Below are 23,135 nucleotides of genomic sequence, written 5' to 3' on the forward strand. Positions count from 1 at the left end.
GCCTCAGGCCGACCGTCCCGCGGCCTGGGCCGCATGGACGAGAGCGACGATCCGGTCCGCCGCCTCATCGACTGAACAGGCGGCCGCGTCGATCCGCAGTTCGGGCGTCTGCGGCGGCTCATAGGGGCTGTCGATACCGGTGAAATGGCTCAACTGACCCGCCCGCGCCTTGGCGTAGAGACCCTTCACGTCGCGCGCCTCCGCGACCTCCAGCGGGACGTCGATGAAGATCTCGATGAACTCGCCCGGCTCCATTCGTTCACGCGCCATCCGCCGTTCCTCGCGGAAGGGCGAGATGAAGGACACAAGGACGATCAGGCCCGCGTCGGTCATCAACCGCGCCACCTCGGTCACGCGGCGGATGTTCTCGACCCGGTCGGCGTCGGTGAAGCCGAGGTCGCGGTTCAGGCCGTGACGCACGTTGTCGCCGTCCAGCAGCACCGAATGCAGGCCTTCGGCGAGCAGTCGCTGTTCGACCCGGTTGGCGATGGTGGACTTGCCGGCGCCGGACAGGCCGGTGAACCACAGCACCAGCGGCGACTGGCGCTTGAGAGCGGCGCGGTCGGCCCGGCTGACGGCCAGGGCCTGCGGATGGATGTTCGCCGCGCGGCGCAGGGCGAAGCGGATCATGCCGGCGCCGGCGGTCTCATTGGTCATCCGGTCGATCAGGATGAAGCCGCCAAGGTCGCGGTTCACGGCATAGGGCTCGAAGGCGACGGGGGCGGCGAGCGCGAGCGTGCACAGGCCGATGTCGTTCAGGACCAGGGTCGGCGCGGCCAGCCGCTCTCCGGTATCGACATTGACCTTGTGCTTCAGGTCGCTGACCCGCGCCGCAACCGTTTCCGCGCCCAGTTTGAGCCAGTAGGAGCGGCCGGGCAGCAGCGGGCGGTCGGACATCCAGACCAGATGGGCCTCGAACTGGTCGGCGACCTCGGGCGGAGCCGCGGCGGCGGCGATCAGGTTCCCCCGTGAGACGTCCACCTCCGGTGTCAGGGTCAGAGTCACGGACTGGCCGGTGGCGGCCTCTTCAAGATCACCGTCCATGGTGACGATGCGGTCGATGGTGGCGCTGACGCCCGACGGCAGGACACGGACGGCGGCGCCCGGAAGGGCCGCGCCCGCGACGATCCGGCCCGCGAAGCCGCGGAAATCCGCGTTCGGCCGGCTGACCCCCTGCACCGTCATGCGCAGCGGTCCCGGCGCCGCCTCGGCCAGGCTGACCGTCCGCAGATGGGCCATAAGTGCGGGACCGGCATACCAGGGCGTCAGGCCGTCAGTGGTCGAAACATTCCCTCCCGTTCGGGCGCTGGTCGGAATGGCCGTCACATCGGTCAGGCCGATCTGGTCGGCGAAGGCGCGGTAGACGTCGACGATGGCGTCGAAGCGGTCCTTCGAGCCCTCGACCAGATCCATCTTGTTGACCGCCAGCACGATGCGGCGGACCCCGAGCAGGGCCAGAAGCCGACTGTGCCGACGCGTCTGGGTCAGCACCCCCTTGCGGGCGTCAACCAGGACGATGGCCAGGTCCGCGGTCGAGGCGGCGGTGACCATGTTGCGCGTGTACTGCTCATGGCCCGGGGTGTCGGCCAGGACGAAGCGGCGCTCGCCGATGTCGAAGAAGCGGTAGGCCACGTCGATGGTGATGCCCTGCTCGCGCTCCGCCGCCAGACCGTCGACGAGGAAGGACAGGTCCGGGGCGCCCTCGAGGTCGGGCAGGGCCGCGATCTGATCGGACGGGATGGCCCCGGCGTCGTATAGCAACCGGCCGATCAGCGTCGACTTGCCGTCGTCGACCGAGCCGCAGGTGATCAGGCGGACGATTTCCTTCGGGGCGGGGTCATGCAGGACCGCCATCAGAAATAGCCCTCGCGCTTCTTGCGCTCCATCGAAGCCGACGGATCGTGGTCGATGGCCCGGCCTTGCCGTTCGGACACCAGGGCCTCCCGCACTTCCCGCACCACGGCGTCGAGGGTGTCGGCGTCACTGTCGACGGCGGCGGTCAGGGGCCAGCAGCCCAGGGTGCGGAAGCGGACCCTGCGCATCCGGGCGGTCTCGCCGGGCCGCAGCGGCATACGGTCGTCATCGAGCATCAGCAGGGCCCCGTCGCGCTCGATGACCGGTCGCTCCGCGGCGAAATAGAGAGAGGGCAGGGCGATGTTTTCGCGCTGGAGGTAACGCCAGACGTCCAGCTCGATCCAGTTCGACAGGGGGAAGACCCGCACCGACTCTCCGTCGTTCAGTCGGGTGTTGTAGAGGCGCCAGAGCTCCGGCCGCTGGCGTTTGGGGTCCCAGCCGTGTGTCGCCGTGCGAACCGACACGATCCGTTCCTTGGCCCGGCTCTTCTCCTCGTCGCGGCGCGCGCCGCCGAAGGCCGCGTCGAAGCGGTGGAGGTCCAGCGCCTGTTTCAGGCCCTGCGTCTTCCAGAGGTCGGTATGAACGCTGGCGCCGTGGTCGAACGGATTGACGCCTTCGGCTTCGGCGTCCGGATTGCGATGGACGAGCAAGGGCATCCCCGCCGCGGCCGCCGCCTGATCCCGGAAGGCGTACATCTCGCGGAATTTCCACATCGTATCGACATGCAGCAGGGGGAAGGGCGGCGGGGCCGGGAAGAAGGCCTTGCGCGCGAGATGCAGCAGGACAGCGGAGTCCTTGCCGCCGGAGAACAGCAGCACCGGCCGCTCGCACTCCGCGACGACCTCCCGGAAGATGTGAATGGCCTCGGCTTCGAGAGAGCCGAGGACGTCGTCGTGCAGCCGCATGGTGGGTCCCGTCACACCGCCGTAGCTGTGACGTCGGAATCGGCTGGCGCCAAGCCGCCGGGGAAGAGCAGCGGCGCAGTTTTACGCACGCGCCTTCGGCCGGGTCCGAGAATTTTTCAACCAAAGGTCGGGAACAGGGTCGCGGACAGGCGGTTCTGACGACGGGCGGGTTCAAAGGAGTAGCATGATGAAGAAGACTATTGCGGCCGTCGCAGCCGGCGCCTTGCTGGTCGCCACCCAAGCCATGGCGACAACCCAGGCCTCCGCGAAAGGGGGGGATCGTGTCGGCCCGCAATCGGGGGCCTCGAGCGAACTCGCCGGCGGCGTCGCGCCCGGGCTCATCTTTGCAGCGATCACCGTCGCCTCGTTCGCGATCTTCATCGCGGCCGCTGACGACGACAGCGAAAGCGACTGAGACTCGTCAGCGTCAGGTCAAGGGACCACGGCGGTCGTCTCGATCTCGATCCGCGCTGCGTCCTCGATCAGTCCCTTGACCTCGACGACGGCCATGGCGGGGTAGCTGGCGCCCATCAGCTCCCGCCATGCGGCCCCGATCTCGCGCAGGCTGGCGAGGTATTCTCTCTTGTCGACGACATACCAGGTCATGCGAACCACATGTTCCGGGCCGGCCCCCGCTTCCGCAAGAACGGCGAGCGTGTTCTCCAGCGTCTGACGGAATTGGCCGGCGAACTCCGCCTCGACGAACACCCCCTCCGGGGTCCAGCCGATCTGGCCGGCGACGAAGACCGAGCGGCCGGTCGCCTCGACGCCGTTGGAATAGCCCCTGGGCCGGGGCCAGCCTTCGGGCAGCAGGACACGGTTCATGCGGGCGTCTCCAGGAAGGGGGCGATGCGGGCGCGCAGGGCTTCAGGCCAGGGCTCGGGCTTCAGCGACGCGCCGACATGGACGATGGTCTGCGTCGCCTCGAAGCGCAGCTCGCCGCCGGCGCTGATGCGGTGGCGCAGGCCACAGGAGGCGCCGCCCAGCCTGGAGACGGTCAGGGCGAAGGTCAGTTCGTCCTCCAGCCGCGACGGGGCGATGAAGCGGGCCTCGACGGCGGCGGTGGGGACGCTGACGTGCCGCTCGACGTGCAGTTCGCGGAACGAGGCCTCAAGCGGCCCGGCGAACCAGTCCTCGACCACGCCGTTCAGCATCTCGAAATAGCGGGGGAAGAAGACGATGCCCGCCGCGTCGCAGTCGGCGAAGCGGACGCGCCGATCGGTGGTGAAGACCTGGCCGGTCATTTGGCCTCGGCCTTCAGCCGGAAGCGTTGCAGCTTGCCGGTCTGGGTCTTGGGAAGGGCGTCGACGAAGTCGAGGGCGCGGGGATATTTGTAGGGGGCTATGACGCGCTTCACATGGTCCTGAAGCGTGGCTCTCAGTTCGTCTGAGGGCGGATGGTCGGGGTTCAGGACCACGAAGGCCTTCACGATCTGGCCGCGCTCGGAATCGGGGACGCCGATGACGGCCGCCTCGGCGACGGCTGCATGACGCAGCAGGGCGTTCTCCACCTCGGGCGCGCCGATATTGTAGCCGGACGAGACGATCATGTCGTCCGAACGGGCCACGAACCAGAAATAGCCGTCCTCATCCAGCCGGTAGACGTCGCCGGTCAGGTTCCAGCCATCCTGCACATAGGCAGCCTGCCGGTCGTCAGCGAGATAGCGGCAGCCGGTCGGGCCGCGGACGGCGAGGCGGCCGGTCTCGCCGGGCGGGAGGGGCCGGCCGTCCGCGTCGATGATGCGGGCCTCATAGCCGGGCACGGCCTTGCCGGTGGCGCCGGGGCGGATGGCCTCGCCGGAAGCGGAGATGAAGATGTGGATCATCTCGGTCGAGCCGATGCCGTCGATGATTCGGACGCCGGTGGCCTCGTGCCAGGCGTCCGAAGTGGCGGCGGGAAGGGTTTCGCCGGCCGAGACGCAGGTGCGCAGGGACGACAGGTCGTGCTCGCCAGCCAGCTTGAGCAGCGCGCGGTAGCCGGTCGGGGCGGTGAAAAGGGCGGTGGCGCGGTGACGCTCGATGGTCTCGGCGAGGGCGTCGAAGCCCGGTCGGGGGGCGAAGGCGGTCGCGGCGCCGACGCTGGCCGGGAAGACCACCAGTCCGCCGAGGCCGAAGGTGAAGGCGATGGGCGGGGTGCCGACGACGACGTCCTGCCGCGTCAGGTCGAGGGTATGCCGCGCGAAGGTGTCGGCCATGGCGAGGATGTCGCGATGGAAATGGACGCAGCCCTTGGGCTTGCCGGTGGTGCCGGAGGTGAAGGCGATCAGGGCGGGGTCGTCGGCGGCCGTGTCGACGGGGTCGAAGACGGTCCCGGGCGGCAGGGCCTGGGCGGCCTTCTGCAGGGCGGCGGAGCTCATGACCTGCTTCAGGAACGGCGACGCTTCGCCCGCCTCGGCCACCACATCCGCGAACATTTCATAGACCAACGCATGGCTGATCCGCGCCTTGTCGATCACGGTCGCCAGTTCGGCGGGCCGCAGCATGGGCATGGTGGCCACGACCACGCCGCCGGCCTTCAGGATCGCGAACCATGCCATGACGGTCCAGGACGAATTCGGGCCGTGCAGCAGGACGCGATTGCCGGGAACCACGCCCAGGTCATCGACCAGCACCCGCGCCATCCGGCCCGAGATCGCGTCGACGCGGCCCCACGAAAACTCGTGGTCGAAATCGATCAGGGCGCGGGCGTTCGGGCCGGCCGCCTCAACGGCCCGGCGCAGCAGTTCGACGCCGGCGTTCACGCGTTCAGGATAGTTGAGTTCCGGCAGGTCGAAGACCAGTTCGGGCTGTTGATCCGCCGAAGGCAGATGGTCGAGTACGAACCGGTCGATGTGCGCGCTGTCCCCCATCAGGCGCCTCCCATACCCGCCAGCGCTTGCCGGGCGATGACGATCTTCTGCACCTCCGACGCGCCCTCATAGATGCGCAGGGCGCGGATCTCGCGGTACAGTCGCTCGACCGGGTTGCCGGAAACGACGCCGAGGCCGCCGAAGATCTGCACGGCGGCGTCGATCACGGCCTGGGCTTCATCGGTGGCGTAGAGCTTGGCCATGGCGGCCTCGCGGGTGACGCGCGGGGCGCCCTGATCCTTCAGCCAGGCGGCGCGGTAGATCAGCAGGGCCGAGGCGTCGATCTTCAGGGCCATGTCGGCCAGTGAGGCCTGCACCAGCTGCAGGTCGCTCATCGGGGCGCCGAACAGGTTGCGGGACGTGGCGCGCGTCGCGGCCTCGTCGAACGCGCGGCGCGAGAAGCCGAGAGCGGCGGCGGCGACGGTGGAGCGGAACACATCGAGCGTGCCCATGGCGATGCGGAAGCCTTCTCCGGGCGCGCCGAGGAGCCTGTCGCCCTCGATGCGGCAGGCGTTGAAGCGGATGGTCGCCAGCGGGTGGGGCGCCATCAGGGGGATACGCTCGACCACCTCGAAGCCCGGCGTGTCTGCATCCACCACAAAAGCGCTGAGACCCTTGGCGCCGGGCGCCTCGCCGGTGCGGGCGAAGACGGTGTAACGGTCAGCAAGGCCGCCGTTGGAGATGAAGGTCTTCACACCGTCGAGAACCCAGCCATCCCCATCGCGCCGCGCCGTGGTCGACAGGGCCGCCACGTCCGAGCCGGCGTCGGGCTCGGACAGGGCGAAGGCGGCGATGGTCTGGCCCGCGGCGACGCCGGGCAGCCAGCGGGCCTTCTGTTCGTCCGTGCCGAACAGGCTGATCGGGCCGGACCCGAGGCCCTGCATGGCGAAGACGAAGTCGGCGAGGCCGGAGCGGCGGGCGAGGGTCTCGCGCGTCAGGCACAGGGTGCGGACATCGAGCTTGCCGTTCGCATCAGGAATGGCGTTTCCAAGCCAGCCGCCGTCGGCCAGGACCTTGAGGATGGTGCGGCAATCGCCGTCGAGGTCGTGATCGCCGTGCAGGTTCACCGCGGACGTCCTGTCGGCCCATGCGTCCAGGTCGGCGACGAAGGCGCGGTGGCGGTCGTCGAAGAAGGGCCAGTCGAGGAAGGTGCGGTCGGCCATGCTCAATTCCCCTCGAACACCGGCTCGCGCTTGGCCGCGAAGGCCTCGTAGGCGCGGCGGAAATCCTTGGTCTGCATGCAGATGGCCTGGGCCTGGGCCTCGGACTCGATGGCGGCGTCCAGGCTCATGTCCCATTCGACGTTGAGCTGGTTCTTGGTGATGCCGTGGGCGAAGGTCGGCCCTTTCGCCAGGGAGCGCGCCAGCTCCAGCGCCGTCTCCATCAGGACCTCGCCATCGACCACCCGGTTGTGGAAGCCCCAGCGTTCTCCCTCGTCGGCGGTCATGACCCGGCCTGTGAAGAGCAGCTCCGACGCGCGGCCCTGACCGATCTGGCGGGGCAGGATGGCGCAGGCGCCCATGTCGCAGCCGGCGAGGCCGACACGGGTGAAGAGGAAGGCGGTCTTCGTGCGCGGCGTGGCGAGGCGAAGATCCGAGGCCATGGCCATGATCGCGCCGGCCCCGACGCAAACCCCGTCCAGCGCCGCGATCACCGGCTGGGGGCAGCCGCGCATGGCCTTGACCAGATCGCCGGTCATCCGGGTGAACTTCAGCAGTTCCGGCATGGCCATTTCGGTCAGCGGGCCGATGATCTCGTGCACATCGCCGCCCGAGGAGAAGTTGCCGCCGGCGCCGGTGACGATGACGACCTTGCAGTCGTCGGCGTGGACGAGGGCGCGGAACAGGTCGCGCATCTCGGCGTAGGAGTCGAACGTCAGCGGATTCTTCCGCTCGGGCCGGTTCAGGGTCAGGGTCGCGACGCCGTCGTCGTCGACCGACCAGAGGAAATGGGCCGCCTTGTAGTCGCGCGCCTTCATCCGTTCAGCTCCTCATGCGTGGTGGCGTGGAGCGACCGCTTGGCGCGCTCCAGCAGGCGGGTCAGGTCGTCGGCCTCGGCCGCGGTCAGGTCGGCGAACAGGGCTTCGATCCAGCGTTCGTGGGCGCCGGCCATGGCGGCGAAGCGCATCCGGCCCAACGGCGTCAAACGGACGCGCTGCACCCGCCGGTCCGCGCCGGCCATGGCCTCGATCAGGCCGTCGGCCTTGAGCCGCGCGGCCAGACCGGTGACGTTGCCGTTGGACACCATCAGCATGCCGGCGGCCTCGCCCATGGTCAGCCCCGACTCGCCCGCGCGGTCGAGCGCGGAGAGCATGTCGAACCGGGGCAGGGTCGAGCCGAACTCGTCGCGCAGTCGCTGGGAAATGGTCTGTTCGATGGTGGTGGCGCAGGTCAGCATCCGCAGCCACAGTCGGAGCGACCGCTTGCCGTCGGGGGCGCCGCCCAGCCTGTCCGGGAGCGGGTGATCCGGCAGGGCGGCGACGCTCACAGCTCGCCCCCGGCCACGGGAACGGCGGCGCCGTTGATCCCCGAGGCGCCGTCGCCGCACAGCCAGACGATGGTCCGGGCCACCTCGTCCGGCGTGATCAGCCGGCCCTGCGGGTTGGAGGCGGCGAGGGCGGCGCGCGCCTCCTCTTCGCTGCGGCCGGTCTTGGCCGTGATGGATTCGACCGACCGGGCCACGAGGTCGGTGTCGGTGAAGCCGGGGCAGACGGCGTTGACGGTGACGCCCTTCGAGGCCACCTCGAGCGCCAGAGCCCGGGTCAGGCCGACCAGCCCGTGCTTGGCCGCGACATAGGCCGAGACATAGGCATAGCCCTTGAGCGCCGCGGTCGAGGCGACGTTGACGATCCGACCCCAACGACGGGTCAGCATGCCGGGAAGAACGAGGCGGGCGGCCTCGGCGGGCGCCTCGAGGTTGAGCGCCAGCATGGCGCGGAAGGCGTCAGCGTCGGTCTTGAGGAAGGGCGCCGAGGACGCGGCGCCGGCGTTGTTGATCAGGATGTCGATCGGCCCGAACCGGTCGCGGCCCGCTTCGATCGCAGCGGCGAGGGCGTCCGCGTCGGTGACGTCGGCGGGAGCGGCGAAGGCGAGGTCGCCGATGCGGTCGGCGGTCTCGGTCAGACGGGCGACATGGCGGCCGATCAGGGTGATCTGACAGCCGGCCTCCGCCAGCCGTTCGGCGGTCGCGCGGCCGATGCCCGAGCCGGCGCCGGTGACCACGGCGTGATGTCCGGTCAGGCTCATACGGGTCCCGCCTGCGCCTGTTTCTCGAGATTGCGGGCCAGCTGGGCGAAGCCCGCGCGATACTGGACCGGCGGCTGGATGCCGCGCCAGCCCAGTTCGGCGGCGGCGCGCAGGCTCCAGTTCGGGTCGGCCAGGTGCGGCCGGGCCAGGGCGCACAGGTCGGCGCGGCCGGCGGCGAGGATGCTGTTCACGTGGTCGGTCTCATAGATGTTGCCGACCGCCATGGTGGCCACGCCCGCCTCGTTGCGGATGCGGTCGCTGAAAGGCGTCTGGAACATGCGCCCGTAGACGGGTCGTGAGTCCGGCGAGGTCTGGCCGGCGGAGACGTCGATCAGGTCGCAGCCGGTCTCGGCGAAGGCGCGGGCGATGGCGACGGAGTCCTCGGGCGTCAGACCTTCGTCCATCCAATCGGTGGCCGAGAGGCGGACGGACATCGGCTTTTCGTCCGGCCAGACGGCGCGCATGGCGGCGAACACTTCCAGCGGGAAGCGCAGCCGGTTCTCGACGGAGCCGCCGTACTCGTCGGTGCGGTGGTTCGAGACGGGCGTCAGGAAGGACGACAGCAGGTATCCGTGGGCGCAGTGCAGCTCGACCATGTCGAAGCCGGCCTCGTCGGCCCAGCGGGTGGCCTGGACGAAATCGTTGCGGACCCGGTCCATGTCGGCGCGGGTCATCTCTCGCGGGGTCTGGTCTTCCTGCGACCACGGGATGGGGGAGGGGGCGATCAACGCCCAGCCGCCTTCCAGCAGGGGTTCGTCGGCGCGCGGACCCCAGGGCCGTTCGACCGACCCCTTGCGACCGGCGTGGGCCAGCTGGATGGCGATGCGCGAGCCCTGGCCTTGGACGAAGTCGACGATCCGCTTCCAGGCGTCGCGGTGTTCGGGGCGGTACATGCCCGCGCAGCCGGGCGTGATACGGGCGTCGGCCGAGACGTCGGTCATCTCGGTGAAGACCAGACCGGCGCCGCCCAGAGCGCGGCCGCCGAGGTGGACCAGGTGGAAGTCGCTGACCAGGCCGTCTTCGGCGGAGTACATGCACATGGGCGAGACCACCACGCGATTGGGCAGGGACAGGCCGCGCAGTTTGAGAGGCGCAAACATCGGCGGCGGAGGATTGTCCGTGGACGGAGCGCCGGCGTTGTCGGCGAACCAGCGCTCGACCCCGGTCAGGAAGGTGCGGTCGCGCAGGCGCAGGTTTTCATGGCTGACGCGCTGGCTGCGCGTCAGGAGACTGTAGGTGAATTGCAGCGGATCAAGGCCGACGTAGCGGTCGACCGTCTCGAACCATTCGGTGGAGTTGCGGGCGGCACTCTGCAGCTTGAGCACTTCGACGCGGCGTTCGGCCTCATAGGCGGCGAGACCCGCGTCCAGATCCTTGGCCTCGGTCAGGGCTTCGGCCAGGCGGATGGCGTCCTCGAAAGCCAGCTTCGTTCCAGATCCTATGGAGAAATGCGCCGTGTGGGCGGCGTCGCCGAGCAGGACGACCTTGCCGTCGCGCCAGTTGGAACAGGCCACGCGCGGGAAGTTGAGCCAGGCCGAGCCCCGCAGGTGTCTGGCGTTGCTCATCAGGGCGTGGCCGCCCAGCCAGTCGGCGAACAGACTCTCAGCTGCGCGGCAGGTCTGGTCCTGGTCCATGGCGTCGAAGCCAAGGCCGCGCCAGGTCGCCTCGGAGCACTCGACGATGAAGGTCGAGGCCCCGGGCTCGAACTGGTAGGCGTGGGCCCAGATCCAGCCGTGCGGGGTCTCGACGAAGGCGAAGGTGAAGGCGTCGAACGACTGTTTCGTGCCCAGCCAGATATATTTGTTGGTCCGCACGTCGATGTCGACGCCGAAGACCTCGGGGTGGTCGTTGCGAATGCGGCTGTTCAGTCCGTCGGCGGCGACGATGACATCGGCGGGCAGGGCGCGAATGTCGGCGACCTCGCTCTGGAACCGCAGATCGACGCCGAGCGAGCGGGCGCGTTCCTGCAGGATGGTCAGCAGCCGCTGCCGACCAATGCCCGCGAACCCATGCCCGCCCGAGCGAATGGTCTGGCCGTGGATATGGACGTCGATGTCGTCCCAATGGACAAAGGCCGCCTCGATGACGGCCGCGGTCTCCGGGTCGTTGGCCTTGAGATTGGCGAGGGTCTGGTCGGAAAAGACCACGCCCCAGCCAAAGGTGTCGTCCGGCCGGTTGCGCTCATGGACGACGACGTCCAGCGATGGGTCCCGCAGCTTCAGGGAAATCGCGAGGTACAGGCCGCCCGGCCCGGCGCCCACGACGGCGATGCTTCTGACAGCCCGATCCGACAACATATTTTAAGCTTGAAACAGTTTGAGCGGGATGTCCAGCGTCAGCCCCCGGTGAACATGGCCCGGTCGGCCTTGACCGCCTCGACGATCATCGCCGTCACGGCCCGGATGCGGGCCAGGGGCTTGAGGTCGGCATGGGTCACCAGCCACAGGCTGCGATCCAGATGCACGGCGTCGGGCAGAACGCGCCGCAAGCCGGCCTCACGCGCGGCGATGAAATCGGGCAGGACGCACAGCCCAGCGCCGGCGAGCGCCGCCTGCAACTGGGCGATCAGGTTGGAACTCTGCAGGGCGACGTGGATGTCGACATCCGGCGCCTGCATATAGTCGAGCTCGGGCGCATAGAGCAGGTCGCCGATGTAGCCGATGAAGCGTTGCCCGGCCATGTCGGCGCGGGTGCGGATCGGCGGGCGGGCGTCGAGATAGGCGGGGGCGGCGTAGAGGCTGAGGCCGTAGTCGGTCAGTTTCCGCGAGATCAACCGGCCCTCCCGAGGCGCGCTGAGGGTCACGGCGATGTCGGCCTCGCGCTTGGACAGGCTGAGCACGCCGGAGATGGCCACCAGCTGGATATCCAGCCCCGGATGCCGGTCGGCCAGCTTCGCCATCAGGGGCGCCAGAACATAGCTGCCGAACCCCTCGGGCGCGCCGATCCGGACCGTGCCGGACAGGGCCTGATCGGACTCCCCGAGCTCATTGGCCGCAAGCAGGGTCAGGCTCTCGATCTTCTCCGCCGTCGGCATCAGCCGCTCGCCGTGCGGGGTCAGGGCGTAGCCCTGGGGGCTGCGGTCGAACAGCCGGGCGCCCAGTCCGCCCTCCAGCGCCGCGATGCGCCGGGCCACGGTCGTATGATCCATGCCGACCCGCGCCGCCGCCGTGGTCAGCCGCCCGGTTCGGGCCACGGCCAGAAAGGCGCGCAGGTCGTTCCAGTTGAAATCGGCCAACGATCCGCTCCTGTGCAAAAATGCACAACGATTGCTCAAACCTTGGCATCGTCAGAACAGAAAAGCCATGAGATATCGCCGCCATCCGAACGTCTCCGTTCCGAGGACACCGTCATGGCCTTCGACTCCGCCGCCTATACGCCCGCCATCCGGACCGCTATTCCGACGCCGACAGCCGCGCTGATCGACGCGTTCGACGCTCCCTGCCCGGTGTGGGCGGCCGAGAACCCGGACCGCGCCTTGGCGTTGCTGTTCGTGGCCCCGCGCGATTGCGCGGCCGTGGATGTCCTCGTCTCGCTGTAAGCGGAAAGCCTGCCCATGACCGTTTCCCAGCCGCCGGTTCCCCAGCTGCCCGACCCGACCGTCGTGGCCGAAGCCCTGACCACCCTCATGCAGAACGCCGCCGCGGCGGTGCGCACGACCATGGTCCAGGCCGCCACGCCCCAGGCGCTGCCCTATGATCCGACGACGCTGACGCGGGCGATGATCGACTTCAACACGGCCGTGATGACCCGGCCGGCGGCTCTGTTCGAAGCCCAGGCCAAGAACTGGAACGACTGGACCGCCCTGTGGCGCACCATGGGCGAGCGGGCCATGGGCCAGGAAGCCGCCCCCGTCGCGGCCCCGGTCAAGGGCGACCGCCGTTTCTCCGACCCGGCCTGGAGCGACGAGCCGGTCTATGACTATCTGAAACAGGCCTATCTGCTGGCCGCCCGCCAGCTGCAGGATTTCGTCGCCGCCGCGCCGGTCGACGACGCCACCCGCGCCCAGGTCGATTTCGCCAGCCGGCAGATGATGAACGCCCTGGCGCCGACCAACTTCCCCCACACCAATCCGCAGGTCGCGCGTCGCACTATCGAGAGCGGCGGCCTGAACCTGATGACGGGGCTGTCGAACCTGCTGGAGGACGTCGGCAAGGGCCAGGGACTGGTCAGCCGTCGCGCGCCGAACGATTTCGAACTGGGCGTCAACGTCGCCGCCACCCCGGGCGCGGTGGTGTTCAAAAACGACCTGATGGAGCTGATCCAGTACGCGCCGACGACCGACAAGGTCTACCGCCGCCCGCTGCTGTTCGTGCCGCCGCTGGTCAACAAATACTACCTCTTCGATCTCACGCCCAAGGCCAGCTATCTGAAATGGCTGGTGGATCAGGGCCATACGGTCTTCGTCATCTCCTGGGCCAATCCGGACGAGAGCCACGCCGACACCGGCATGGACGCCTATGTGAAGGACGGCGTCGTCGCCGCGCTCGACGCGGTCGAACTGGCCACGGGCGAGGCGGACGTCGACCTGGTCTCCTACTGCCTGGGCGGCACGCTCTCCGCGATGACCCTGGCCTATCTGGCCGCAACGGACCGCGCTGATCGCGTGGCGTCGGCGACCCTGATCGCGACCCTGGTCGACTTCGGCGACATGGGCGAATGGTCGGTGTTCACAAGCGAGGACGACCTCAAGGCCTTCGACCGCTATCTGGATGAGAAGGGCTATGTCGAGGCGCACGACCTGACGAAGCTGTTCTCGGCGGTGCGCGCCAACGACCTGATCTGGTCGTCGGTGGTGAACCACTATCTGCTCGGCGACGAGGCACGCGCCTCGGACCTGCTGTGGTGGTTCGACGACGGCTCGCGCATCCCGGCGCGGATGCTCAAGGAATACGGACGCCAGATCCTCCGCGGCAATCAGCTCAAGGACGGCGGCGTCGCGATCGACGGCGTCACCCTGGACCTCAAGGCCATCGAGACTCCGGTGATGATCGTGGCGCTCAAGGACGATCACGTCTCGGCCTGGAAGAACACCTACGCCGGGCGCGCCTTCTTCGGCGGGCCGACGCGCTTCCTGCTGGGTGGATCGGGCCACAACGCCGGGATGATCAATCCGCCGGCGGCGAACAAGCACGGCTACTGGACCAATGACGACGCACCGGCTGACGCCGAGGCCTGGCTGGCCGGCGCCGAGCAGAAGCCCGGTTCGTGGTGGCCCGAGTGGCAGGGCTGGCTCGACGCCGCCGCGGCCGACGACAAGGTCAAGGCGCGCAAGGTCGGTTCAGGCAAGCTCAAGGCCGGGGCCGCCGCTCCGGGCGACTACGTCCGGGTTCGCCACTAGGCCTTCGGAACATCTCCTTTGGCCGCCGCCCGCAGCAACAGGGCGGCGGCGTAGAGGACCACGACCACGACGGCCCAGCGCAGCGGCTCGATCGGCATTTCCTTGACCACGAAGGCGGCGACCAGAACGGCCGGTATCCCGCCCAGGGCGATGCCGATGACGATCCGCAGGTCGATCCGCTCGGCGTTGATGTAGCGGAAACCGGTGGTCGGCATCAGGAAGGCGCAGGCGCTGGCCATGACCGGGAAGGCGAGGCGCGGGTCGAGCCCGAGCAGGCTGAGCAGGATCAGGGACGGAGCGTAGAGGCCGATCCCGAAGGCCATGAGCATGCCCATGACAAAGTGGGCGGCGACGGCGATCCAGAGCAGGCGTGACTCCAGCGCCGCAGCGGTTCCGCCGATCGGCATCAGGTCCAGATTGCTCATGGCGTAGAGGGCCGCTGCGATCAGCAGGGCGACGCCGACAATCCCCTGCACCACACGCACCGGCGCCCGGACCATCAGCGGCGCCCCGACCACAGCGCCGGCCACCGCCGCGACGATGCAGGACACCAGCAGCATGGGGTCGACGTGCACGCCCAGCAGCACAAGGAAGACCGCCGACTGCACCATGGTGGGCAGGGCGTGGCCCACGTTCAGGGTCGCGGGGATGAAGCTGTCGGGCGTCATCTTGCGGAACCGCAGCCAGGCTGTCGTCGGGGCGAAGGAGCCGATGCCCAGGGTGTCGAAGAAATTGGCGACCGCGCCTAGGACGACGGCCTCGGGGCCGGGCGCGCCGGTCCCGCGCTTCAGCGCCGCCCGTCCCAGCACAACGATGAAGGCCGTCGCCAGCAAGGCCAAGGCCGTCAGCAGAATTGTAAGGACCAAGGTCTTCCCCCCTTGTCGTTCGATCGCCAACTGAGCACGATCGTATACGATACTCAATCCGGCGACGCGCGGAGCAGACCATGACGAACAGTTCAACATCGGTTCCGGCCCCGATCGGCGCGGTCGAGCGGCAGGCGCGTGTGACCGGCCTGCGGCGGGGCATGGACGCGGCAGGGGTCGAGACCGTGCTGCTCGGTTCGACCTCCAGCCTGCGCTATTTCACCGGGCTGGACTGGTACGCCTCCGAACGGCTGGTGGGCGCTCTCGTCCACGCCTCGGGCGGGCTGGACTACATCACGCCTCAGTTTGAACTGGAGAAGGTCGAGGGGTTGATCAGCCTGCCGGGCGACATCCTGACCTGGGAGGAGGACGAGAGTCCCTGGCGGCTGGTCGCCGACCGGATCGGCCCCGCCGGACGGATGGCGGTCGACGAACGGATGGCGCTGGCCATGTACCGCAGCCTGAGGGCCGAGATCGACGACGCGCGTCTGGCCGACGCCGCCCCGCTGATCCATCCGCTGCGCAGCCGCAAATCCCCCGCGGAGATCGCGCTGATGTCTCACGCCAAGGCGATCACGATCGAGGTTCATCGCCGCGCCTATGAACAGCTTCACGCCGGCCAGCGCGCCTCGGAGGTCGTCCGCTTCATCGATGACCAGCATCGGGCGCTGGGCGGGTCGGGCAATTCCTTCTGCATCGTCTCCTTCGGCGAGGATACGTCGCTGCCACACGGCGGGGAGGGCGACCGGGCCCTGGCCGCCGGCGATGTGGTGCTGATCGACACCGGCACGCGGATCGACGGCTACAGCTCCGACATCACCCGCACCTATGTGTTCGGAGCGGCGAGTCCGGATGTGCGGCGCGTGTGGGAGGCCGAGAAGCGGGCCCAGGCCGCGGCCTTCGACGCCGCCCGGCCTGGCGTTCCCTGCGAGGCGGTCGATGCGGCGGCCCGCAGGTCCCTGGAGGCCGACGGGTTCGGGCCCGGCTACAGCCTGCCGGGCCTGCCGCATCGCACCGGGCACGGCATCGGCCTCGACATCCACGAGGGGCCGTACCTTGTGAAAGGCGATGCGACGCCGCTGGCGACCGGGATGTGTTTCTCCAACGAGCCGATGATCGTTGTGCCGGGCCGGTTCGGCGTGCGGCTGGAGGATCATTTCCACATGACGGACGCCGGGCCGGAGTGGTTCACCCGGCCCCAGCACAGCCTCGATGAACCCTTCGCCGACGTCCCGATCTGGCCCGCAGGCTAGGCGTCCGGCAGCTGGGCCCGCAGGTCGATGAGGGTCGCCCGGATATGCGCCCGGGCTTCCCGACGCACCGCCTCCGTCCTGCGGCCCAGCCAGGCCTGCAGCAAGGTTCCATGCTCATGGCTGGCGCGGTCCAGCCGGCGATGCTCGCCGAGATGGACCCGGACATAGCGTTCCGACAGGGCCAGCAGGCGGTCGACGGTCTCGACGGTGACGCCGCGGCCGGAAGGTCGCACCAGCGCCAGATGGAATTCCCGGTTGCGCCGACCGACGTCGGCGAGGCCGTTCTCCAGCGCAGCGTCGAGGGCGGCGAAGGCGGCCCGGGCGGCGTCATGCGCGGCCTTATCCGCCTCAAGGGCGCCGAGCACGCAGGCGTTCGGCTCGATGCGCAGGCGCAGGTCGAACACATCCTCCGCGTCGGCGCGTGACAGCGGTCGGACGATGAAGCCGCGGTTGGGGTGGGAGACGACCAGCCCCTCGCTCTCCAGCCGGGCCAGGGCTTCCCGCAGCGGAATCTTGCTGACGCCCAGCTCCAGCGCCAGGGCGTCCTGACGGATCGGCGCGTCGGCGGGCAGGCGGCCGGAGAGGATGCGCTCCCGCGCCTCGGCGAAGACCTGATCAGGCAGCGGGCGGGGCGCGCGGCTCCTCATGCTCAGACCACCTGGAAGCCGTGGGCGAAGACGTCCTCGTCGTCGATCCATATCTCATTCAGGCCGGTGGCGATGGCCGAGCCTTCGACGGAAGGAATGATCGCGGGCCGACCGCCGACCTCCGTCTCGGCCTCGACGCGGCCGATGAAGCGGCTGCCGATATAGCTTTCGTGGACGAAGGTCTGGCCGACCGCCAGCCGCCCCGTGGCGTGCAGATGGGCCAGCCGCGCCGAGGTGCCGGTGCCGCAGGGACTGCGGTCGATGGCCTTGTCGCCATAGAAGACGGCGTTGCGCCCGTCCGCGCCCTCGCCCTTGGGCCGGTCGGCCCAGAGCAGGTGGGAGACGCCTCGAATGGTGGGGTCCAGCGGATGGATCGGCGTGAACGCCTCACGCACCAGCGTCCGGATGACGGGGGACAGCTGCAGGATGCGGGCGGCGCCGAGATCGTCCAGGCTCGTGTAGGCCCCCTGGGGTTCGATGATGGCGTAGAAGTTTCCGCCGTAGGCGACGTCGACCGTCAGCGGTCCGAAGTCGGGGACGTCGATCCGGATGCCCTGCTGCGCCAGATAAGACGGCACATTGCGGATGCGGACCGAACGGACCCGCGCGCCGTCCTGTACATAATCCAGTTCGATCACGCCCGCGGGGACCTCGGCGATGACCTTGCCCGGCGTGCGGGGTTTGATCAGGCCATGCTCCAGCGCAAAGGTGACGATGCCGATGGTTCCGTGGCCGCACATCGGCAGGCAGCCGCTGGTCTCGATGAACAGGATGCCGACATCGGCCTCCGGCGTGGTCGGCGGATAGAGGAAGCCGCCGCTCATCATGTCGTGGCCGCGCGGCTCGAAACACAGGCCGGTGCGAATCCAGTCGTAGCGCGCCATGAAGTCCTGCCGCCGGGCGCTCATGCTGTCGCCCTCGAGTTCCGGCCCGCCCTCGATCACCAGCCGCACGGGGTTGCCGGCGGTGTGCCCGTCGACGCAGCGGAAGACGTGCCGCGCCATGGCTAGAGGACCGGGCGGGTGGCGGCGGCCTTCTCGACCATGGCGATCACCTCGGCCCGGCGGGCGCCGACCAGCGGGTGGCGGGGCGGGCGGACGCGTTCGTGGCCCCGGCCCATGATCTGTTCCGCCAGCTTGATCGACTGGACGAGGTCATGGTCGGCGTCGAGGTGCAGCAAGGGCATGAACCAGCGGTAGATGGCGAGGGCGGCCTCCATGTCGCCGCGTTTGTAGGCGTCCCAGAGGGCGAGCGACTCCTTGGGGAAGGCGTTGGTCAGACCCGAGACCCAGCCCTGCGCCCCCAGCATCAGGCCTTCCAGCGCCACATCGTCCAGCCCGGCGAAGAGGACGTAGCGATCGCCGAATTCGTTGAGCAGGTCGGTGAAGCGGCGCGTGTCCGGCGCGCTCTCCTTGAGGGCGACGACATTGGGAAGGTCCGACAGGGCGTGCAGGGCCTCGAAGCCGATGCTGACCCGATAGGCCGGGGGGTTGTTGTACAGCATGATCGGCAGGCCGGTGGCCTCGGCCACGGTCCGGAAATGGGCCGCCAGCTCGGCCTGGGTCGGCACATAGACCATGGCGGGCAAGACCATGAGACCGTCGGCCCCGATGGCCTCGGCGTCGCGCGCGAAGGCGGCGGCGCGGCGGGTGTCCAGCTCGGCCACCCCGGCGATCACGGGCACGCGCCCGGCCACGGTCCTGACGGTGGCGGCCAGCATGGCGCGTTTCTCGTCTGCGTCGAGCGAGTTGTTCTCGCCGACCGTGCCCATGACGATCAGGCCGTGCACCCCGTCCCGGATCAGCCCATCCTGCACCGTGGCGGTGGAGTCGAAATCGATCGAGAAATCCGCCGCGAACTGCGTTGTGGCGGCGGGGATCACGCCCTCCCAGGAAATCGACATCGGGTCCTCGCTTCCATCAGCTTAAGTCATTATCGTATACGATCCTGAGGTCTAGGCAACGGCAGTCCGATGCAACCGAAGTCCTATCTCGTCATCGGCGGCGGTCTGGTCGGGGCCGCGTCAGCGCTGCGGCTGCAGGCGGCGGGCTTCGCCGTGACCCTGATCGACCCGGGCGATCCGCGCCGCGCCGCGTCCTTCGGCAATATCGGTCATATCGCTGCCGAGCAGGTTTCCCCCCTGGCGTCGCGCGAGAGTCTTCGGACATTTCCCGGTCGGCTGTTTGGTCTGGGCGGCCCGCTGGACTTCCGCTGGCGGGATGCCGGCCTGTGGGGGCCCTGGGCGTTGAGGTTCATCGCGGCCTCCGACCCCGCCCGACATGCCCGCGGGCAGGCAGCCCTGACCGCCATCCTCGCCCACGCCCTTCCGGCCTGGCGCCGGTTGGCGGACTTCTCCGGCGCGCCGGGCGTCGTCGGCCGCGACGGCCATGCGGTGGTCTGGATGTCGCAGATCGCGGCTGAGAAGGGCCTTCGCAGCTGGGAGCGGTCTCCGACGGGCAGCGCCGCCTTCCGGCCGATGGGCGCCGACGATCTCAACAGATATGCATCGGTGATGACCCGGGCGCCGGTCGCCGGCATCCGCTTTTCCGGCACCGCCCAGGTCAGCGAACCGCAGGCCGCCCGCGACGCCCTGATGGCCGCTTTCAGGGCGCAGGGCGGCGAGGTGGTCCACGCCCATGTTGCCCGTCTGTCCAGCGGCGATCGTGTGATCGCCCATCTCGGCGGCGGCGGCGGCGGGACGCGCGAGGCCGAGGGGGCCCTGGTCGCGGCGGGGGCCTGGGCGGGGCGGCTGATGCGCGGCCTCGGGGTCGAGGCTCCGGTGATCGGCGAGCGCGGCTATTCGGTGCAGAGCGCCGAACACGGCTGGGACGAGGCGCTTCCGCCCACGGTCTTCGAAGAGCAGTCGATGGTGGTGTCCCGCTTCACCAGCGGCCTGCGCGCCTCCAGCTTCGTCGAGTTCGGCTCGCCCGACGCGCCCGGCGATCCGCGCAAATGGCGGGCGCTGGAGCGGCGGCTGTCCGACCTTGGCATCGGCTTCTCAAGTGAGCCGGACCGGTGGGTCGGACCCCGACCGACCCTGCCCGACTACCTGCCCGCCATCGGCCGGCTGGAGCGGGATCCGCGCATTCTCTATGCCTTCGGCCACCAGCATCTCGGCCTGACCCTGTCGGCGATCACGGCCGAGCTGACCGCGTCATTGGCGCAGGGGGTGGAGCCCGCGATCGATCTCAATCCGTTCCGGATCGAACGGTTCAGCCGGGGCTGAGGGCGAGGGGCGTTTGCGGGTTCTTCACGATCCCCGCTCGGCGCGATCCAGCATCCCCTCCAGCGTTGCCAGCTCGTCCGCTTCCTTCGCCGGCTTGTCCCAGCGGATGCGGCTGATCCGGGGGAAGCGCATGGCGACGCCGGACTTGTGGCGCTTCGACCGTTGCAGGCCTTCGAACGCCACCTCCAGCACCAGGCCGAACTCGCGGCTGGCCTTCACCGACCTCACCGGGCCGAAGCGTTCGACCGTGTTGTCGCGCACGAACTTGTCGAGCTGTTTGAGCTCCTCGTCGGTGAAGCCGAAATAGGCCTTGCCCACCGGCGTCAGGGCGTGGCTGCCATCGACGTCCCCGGTCCAGACCCCGAAGGTGAAGTCGGAGTAGAAACTGGACCGCTTGCCGTGTCCTCGCTGGGCGTACATCAGCACGGCGTCGACCAGATGCGGATCCTTCTTCCACTTGAACCAGGGGCCCTTGGGCCGACCGGCCTCATAGACGCTGTCGAGCCGTTTCAGCATCAGGCCTTCCGCCGCCTGCGGGTCACCCTCGGGCGGCGCGGCGCGCAGGGCGGCGAGCGCGTCCCACGTGTCGAAAGGCTGGATAGGGGACAGGTCGATCCGGTCGGACGCCAGCGAGACGATCAGGACTTCCAGCCGGGCCCGTCGCTCCGCAAACGTCAGCTTTCGCAAATCGACTCCGTCCGAGGCCAGCAGATCATAGGCTCGAATGCCCGCGGGATGGGCCGCCATGACCCTGGCGTCCGCGGTCTTGCGGTTCAGACGCTGCTGCAGATCGCCGAATGACCCGACCTGTCCCTCGCGGAGCACCAGAAGCTCACCGTCGATCACACCCTCGTGGATCAGGGCCGCGAGCACGTCCGGGAAGGTGGGCGAGATGTCCTCGCCCGTGCGGCTGTACAGCCGCTTCACCCCGCCCTCGCTGACGGCCTGCACCCGGATGCCGTCCCATTTCCATTCTGCGGCGTAGGCGGCGGGATCGAGTCTCTCCATCTCCGCTTCATCAATGGGCTGGGCGAGCATGACCGGCCGGAAACGGCCGTGCGCATCCGCCGAAGGCCGCTCGGCCCGGCCGTCCAGCCAGGCCAGAAGATCGGCGTACGGCGGCGACTGGGCGTGCCAGACCTCCTGGATGTCCGGGACCTCGACGCCGCCGAAATCCGCCGCCGCCTGCCACGCCAGCCGCGCCGAGACGCCGACGCGCAGGCCGCCCGTCACCAGCTTCAGCAGGGCCCAGCGGCCGTCGGCGTCCAGCGCATCCAGCCAGCCTTCCAGCAGCCCCTGGACCTCGCCGCGCTTCGCCTGCGTCAGGGCGTCGATCACCTCCGACAGGTCCGGCTCGCGATTGGCCCCGTGGCGGGCCGGCCAGATCAGGGCCACGGTCTCCGCCAGATCGCCGACATAGTCGTAGGACAGCCGGAACAGTTCCGGATCGACCCGCGCCTCGACGGCCCGGCGGATCATGGCGGGCTTGGCCGCGGTGAAGGTCAGGGCGCCGGTCAGGGCGGCGAGGGCCCAGCCCCGGTCGGGATCGGGCGTGTCAGCCAGATGGTCACGGATCAGCCTGAGCTTGGCGTTGCGCGAAGCCGTCAGCGACAGGCGATCCAGCAGGGCGGCGAAGGCGCGCATCAGTCGTCGTCCTCGTCCTCATAGCCCACCAGATGCAGCGCCCGCGCCTTGAGCCCGTTCAACTCGGCCCAGCGGCGCAGGGCGTCGTCGCGTCCATGGGTGATCCAGACCTCCTGCGGCGACAGTTGGGTCAGGGTCTCGGTCAGCTCATCCCAGTCGGCGTGGTCCGACAGCACCAGGGGCAGTTCGACGCCGCGCTGCCGGGCCCGGGCCCGCACGCTCATCCAGCCCGAGGCGAAGGCCGTGACCGGATCCGGGAAGCGCCGGCTCCAGCGATCCGCCAGGGCCGAGGGCGGGGCGATGATGATCCGCCCGGCGAAATCCGCTTTCGACCCCGTCGCCGGCGCCAGCGGCCCCAGCATCACGCCAAAATGCTCGTACAGCCGGTTCAGCCGCTCCAGGGCCCCATGCACATAGATCGTTTCATCATATCCGGCTTCGCGGAGCAGCCGGATCACCCGCTGCGCCTTGCCCAGGGCGTAGGCCCCGACCAGATGGGCGCGCTCGGGAAACTGCTGAACCGAGCGCAGCAGCCGTGCGATCTCATGGGAATCCGGCGGGTGGCGGAAGACGGGCAGGCCGAAGGTCGCCTCGGTGATGAAGACATCGCTGGGCACCGGCTCGAACGGCGCACAGGTCGGGTCGCGCCGGCGCTTGTAGTCGCCGGAGGCCGTAATCGACAGCCCGTTCTGGCGAACAGTCGCCTGTGCCGACCCCAGAACATGGCCCGCCGGGGCGAGCGACAGCTCGACGTCCCCGACCATGACCCGCTCGCCATAGGCCAGCGGCTGGGCGTGTCCGGCGAAGTCATGACCGTAGCGTTCGCCCATGATGGCGAGCGTTTCAGGCGTCGCGAGCACCGCGCCGTGCCCCGCGCGCGCATGGTCCGCGTGGCCGTGGGTGATGACCGCCCGATCGACGGGTCGCGGCGGATCGATGAAGAATGCGCCGCCCGGACACCAGAGTCCGTCGGGTGTGGGGCGCAGGATCGAGTCGAAACGGCGCGAAGGGCGAGGGTCTGCGGGCAGGGGCATGGGGGTTCCGAAGCGAACTTGCAGAACCTTGAACGCCGCGACAATGCGAGGTTTCCGCTTCGTCAGATCTGCAACCGGAAACGCCGGACAGGGCGCACAGTATCCCGAAGTCGATTTTGCCGATGCAGCGGACGAGCGTCGATCACGCCGCTATGGGCATCCGCGCCACGTTGCAGTGGGTCCACAGCCGATCCATCGCCTTGACGAGGTCGTCCATCATGGCGTCGGTGTGGTTGGGCGACGGGGTGAAGCGCAGCCGCTCGGTGCCCTTGGGC

22 protein-coding genes and 1 pseudogene are annotated in these 23,135 nt (G+C 69.2%); 5 read left to right on the plus strand and 18 right to left on the minus strand.

The window, feature by feature from the left end; translation table 11 throughout:
* Positions 1 to 3 precede the first annotated feature (3 nt).
* Positions 4 to 1,854 carry an adenylyl-sulfate kinase gene (cysC, locus tag QQJ79_RS05825; protein WP_284221978.1) on the minus strand — a complete coding sequence of 617 codons (1,851 nt, stop codon included), beginning with the start codon at positions 1,852 to 1,854 and terminating at the stop codon, positions 4 to 6.
* The gene (gene cysD / locus QQJ79_RS05830) at positions 1,854 to 2,759 is read right to left on the minus strand and encodes a sulfate adenylyltransferase subunit CysD (RefSeq protein ID WP_284221979.1); all 906 of its coding nucleotides are present in this window, start codon (positions 2,757 to 2,759) and stop codon (positions 1,854 to 1,856) included. The genes cysC and cysD overlap by 1 nt, the downstream gene beginning before the upstream one ends.
* Before the next feature lie 184 nt (positions 2,760 to 2,943).
* On the opposite strand from cysD, the gene QQJ79_RS05835 reads away from it, so the two are divergent.
* Positions 2,944 to 3,174, plus strand: coding sequence for a hypothetical protein (locus tag QQJ79_RS05835; protein ID WP_284221980.1), 231 nt, complete (start codon positions 2,944 to 2,946; stop codon positions 3,172 to 3,174).
* Between the two features lie 17 nt (positions 3,175 to 3,191).
* Here the strand turns inward: QQJ79_RS05835 and QQJ79_RS05840 are convergent, their stop codons facing one another.
* The 9 genes from QQJ79_RS05840 to QQJ79_RS05880 are packed head-to-tail and all read right to left on the minus strand — an operon-like array spanning position 3,192 to position 12,087.
* Positions 3,192 to 3,584, minus strand: coding sequence for a RidA family protein (locus tag QQJ79_RS05840; RefSeq protein WP_284221981.1), 393 nt, complete (start codon positions 3,582 to 3,584; stop codon positions 3,192 to 3,194).
* Positions 3,581 to 4,003, minus strand: coding sequence for an acyl-CoA thioesterase (locus QQJ79_RS05845; protein ID WP_284221982.1), 423 nt, complete (start codon positions 4,001 to 4,003; stop codon positions 3,581 to 3,583). Before QQJ79_RS05845 ends, QQJ79_RS05840 begins: the two co-directional genes overlap by 4 nt.
* Complete coding sequence (locus tag QQJ79_RS05850) at positions 4,000 to 5,607, minus strand: AMP-binding protein (protein ID WP_284221983.1); 1,608 nt, start codon at positions 5,605 to 5,607, stop codon at positions 4,000 to 4,002. The genes QQJ79_RS05845 and QQJ79_RS05850 overlap by 4 nt, the downstream gene beginning before the upstream one ends.
* Entirely contained in the window at positions 5,607 to 6,770 is a 1,164-nt protein-coding gene (locus tag QQJ79_RS05855) for an acyl-CoA dehydrogenase family protein (RefSeq protein ID WP_284221984.1), read from the minus strand. Before QQJ79_RS05855 ends, QQJ79_RS05850 begins: the two co-directional genes overlap by 1 nt.
* A 2-nt stretch (positions 6,771 to 6,772) precedes the next feature.
* A complete protein-coding gene (locus QQJ79_RS05860; RefSeq protein WP_284221985.1) occupies positions 6,773 to 7,585 on the minus strand; it encodes an enoyl-CoA hydratase family protein in 813 nt (270 codons plus the stop codon).
* Positions 7,582 to 8,094: a MarR family winged helix-turn-helix transcriptional regulator gene (locus QQJ79_RS05865; protein ID WP_284221986.1), complete on the minus strand. Its 513-nt coding sequence runs from the start codon at positions 8,092 to 8,094 to the stop codon at positions 7,582 to 7,584. Before QQJ79_RS05865 ends, QQJ79_RS05860 begins: the two co-directional genes overlap by 4 nt.
* Positions 8,091 to 8,852 (minus strand): SDR family NAD(P)-dependent oxidoreductase, encoded by a 762-nt coding sequence (locus QQJ79_RS05870; RefSeq protein WP_284221987.1) that lies wholly within the window; start codon positions 8,850 to 8,852, stop codon positions 8,091 to 8,093. Before QQJ79_RS05870 ends, QQJ79_RS05865 begins: the two co-directional genes overlap by 4 nt.
* The gene (locus tag QQJ79_RS05875) at positions 8,849 to 11,149 is read right to left on the minus strand and encodes a bifunctional salicylyl-CoA 5-hydroxylase/oxidoreductase (RefSeq protein WP_284221988.1); all 2,301 of its coding nucleotides are present in this window, start codon (positions 11,147 to 11,149) and stop codon (positions 8,849 to 8,851) included. Before QQJ79_RS05875 ends, QQJ79_RS05870 begins: the two co-directional genes overlap by 4 nt.
* A 38-nt stretch (positions 11,150 to 11,187) precedes the next feature.
* A complete protein-coding gene (locus QQJ79_RS05880) occupies positions 11,188 to 12,087 on the minus strand; it encodes a LysR family transcriptional regulator (RefSeq protein WP_284221989.1) in 900 nt (299 codons plus the stop codon).
* Between the two features lie 114 nt (positions 12,088 to 12,201).
* Between QQJ79_RS05880 and QQJ79_RS05885 the strand changes: the two genes are divergently transcribed.
* Together QQJ79_RS05885 and QQJ79_RS05890 are read left to right on the plus strand one after the other, a co-directional pair.
* Positions 12,202 to 12,390, plus strand: a complete 189-nt coding sequence (locus QQJ79_RS05885) for a hypothetical protein (RefSeq protein WP_284221990.1) — start codon at positions 12,202 to 12,204, stop codon at positions 12,388 to 12,390.
* 15 nt (positions 12,391 to 12,405) lie between these two features.
* The gene (locus QQJ79_RS05890) at positions 12,406 to 14,190 is read left to right on the plus strand and encodes a PHA/PHB synthase family protein (protein ID WP_284221991.1); all 1,785 of its coding nucleotides are present in this window, start codon (positions 12,406 to 12,408) and stop codon (positions 14,188 to 14,190) included.
* Here the strand turns inward: QQJ79_RS05890 and QQJ79_RS05895 are convergent.
* The gene (locus QQJ79_RS05895; protein ID WP_284221992.1) at positions 14,187 to 15,056 is read right to left on the minus strand and encodes a TSUP family transporter; all 870 of its coding nucleotides are present in this window, start codon (positions 15,054 to 15,056) and stop codon (positions 14,187 to 14,189) included. The genes QQJ79_RS05890 and QQJ79_RS05895 overlap by 4 nt on opposite strands.
* 80 nt (positions 15,057 to 15,136) lie before the next feature.
* Here QQJ79_RS05895 and QQJ79_RS05900 point away from each other — a divergent pair, with 80 nt between their 5' ends.
* Entirely contained in the window at positions 15,137 to 16,309 is a 1,173-nt protein-coding gene (locus tag QQJ79_RS05900; protein WP_284221993.1) for a M24 family metallopeptidase, read from the plus strand.
* Here QQJ79_RS05900 and QQJ79_RS05905 read toward each other — a convergent pair.
* From QQJ79_RS05905 to QQJ79_RS05915, 3 genes are read right to left on the minus strand one after another with little or no spacing between them, the layout of a single operon-like run.
* On the minus strand, positions 16,306 to 16,956 hold the full coding sequence (locus QQJ79_RS05905) for a GntR family transcriptional regulator (protein ID WP_284221994.1): 651 nt from the start codon (positions 16,954 to 16,956) through the stop codon (positions 16,306 to 16,308). The genes QQJ79_RS05900 and QQJ79_RS05905 overlap by 4 nt on opposite strands.
* Positions 16,957 to 16,958: 2 nt before the next feature.
* Positions 16,959 to 17,960 (minus strand): 4-hydroxyproline epimerase, encoded by a 1,002-nt coding sequence (locus tag QQJ79_RS05910; RefSeq protein WP_284221995.1) that lies wholly within the window; start codon positions 17,958 to 17,960, stop codon positions 16,959 to 16,961.
* Between the two features lie 2 nt (positions 17,961 to 17,962).
* Entirely contained in the window at positions 17,963 to 18,859 is an 897-nt protein-coding gene (locus QQJ79_RS05915) for a dihydrodipicolinate synthase family protein (RefSeq protein WP_284221996.1), read from the minus strand.
* 69 nt (positions 18,860 to 18,928) lie between these two features.
* Here QQJ79_RS05915 and QQJ79_RS05920 point away from each other — a divergent pair, with 69 nt between their 5' ends.
* Entirely contained in the window at positions 18,929 to 20,182 is a 1,254-nt protein-coding gene (locus QQJ79_RS05920) for an NAD(P)/FAD-dependent oxidoreductase (RefSeq protein WP_284221997.1), read from the plus strand.
* Positions 20,183 to 20,206: 24 nt separating this feature from the next.
* On the opposite strand, the gene QQJ79_RS05925 is transcribed toward QQJ79_RS05920, so the two are convergent.
* The 3 genes and pseudogenes from QQJ79_RS05925 to QQJ79_RS05935 form a co-directional block, all read right to left on the minus strand.
* Positions 20,207 to 21,826 (minus strand): cisplatin damage response ATP-dependent DNA ligase, encoded by a 1,620-nt coding sequence (locus QQJ79_RS05925; RefSeq protein ID WP_284221998.1) that lies wholly within the window; start codon positions 21,824 to 21,826, stop codon positions 20,207 to 20,209.
* Entirely contained in the window at positions 21,826 to 22,860 is a 1,035-nt protein-coding gene (locus QQJ79_RS05930; protein WP_284221999.1) for a ligase-associated DNA damage response exonuclease, read from the minus strand. Before QQJ79_RS05930 ends, QQJ79_RS05925 begins: the two co-directional genes overlap by 1 nt.
* A 142-nt stretch (positions 22,861 to 23,002) precedes the next feature.
* Positions 23,003 to 23,135: pseudogene (locus QQJ79_RS05935) on the minus strand (5-aminolevulinate synthase); the annotation flags it as partial.

Source organism: Brevundimonas denitrificans, assembly GCF_030160755.1.
Taxonomy (GTDB): domain Bacteria; phylum Pseudomonadota; class Alphaproteobacteria; order Caulobacterales; family Caulobacteraceae; genus Brevundimonas; species Brevundimonas denitrificans.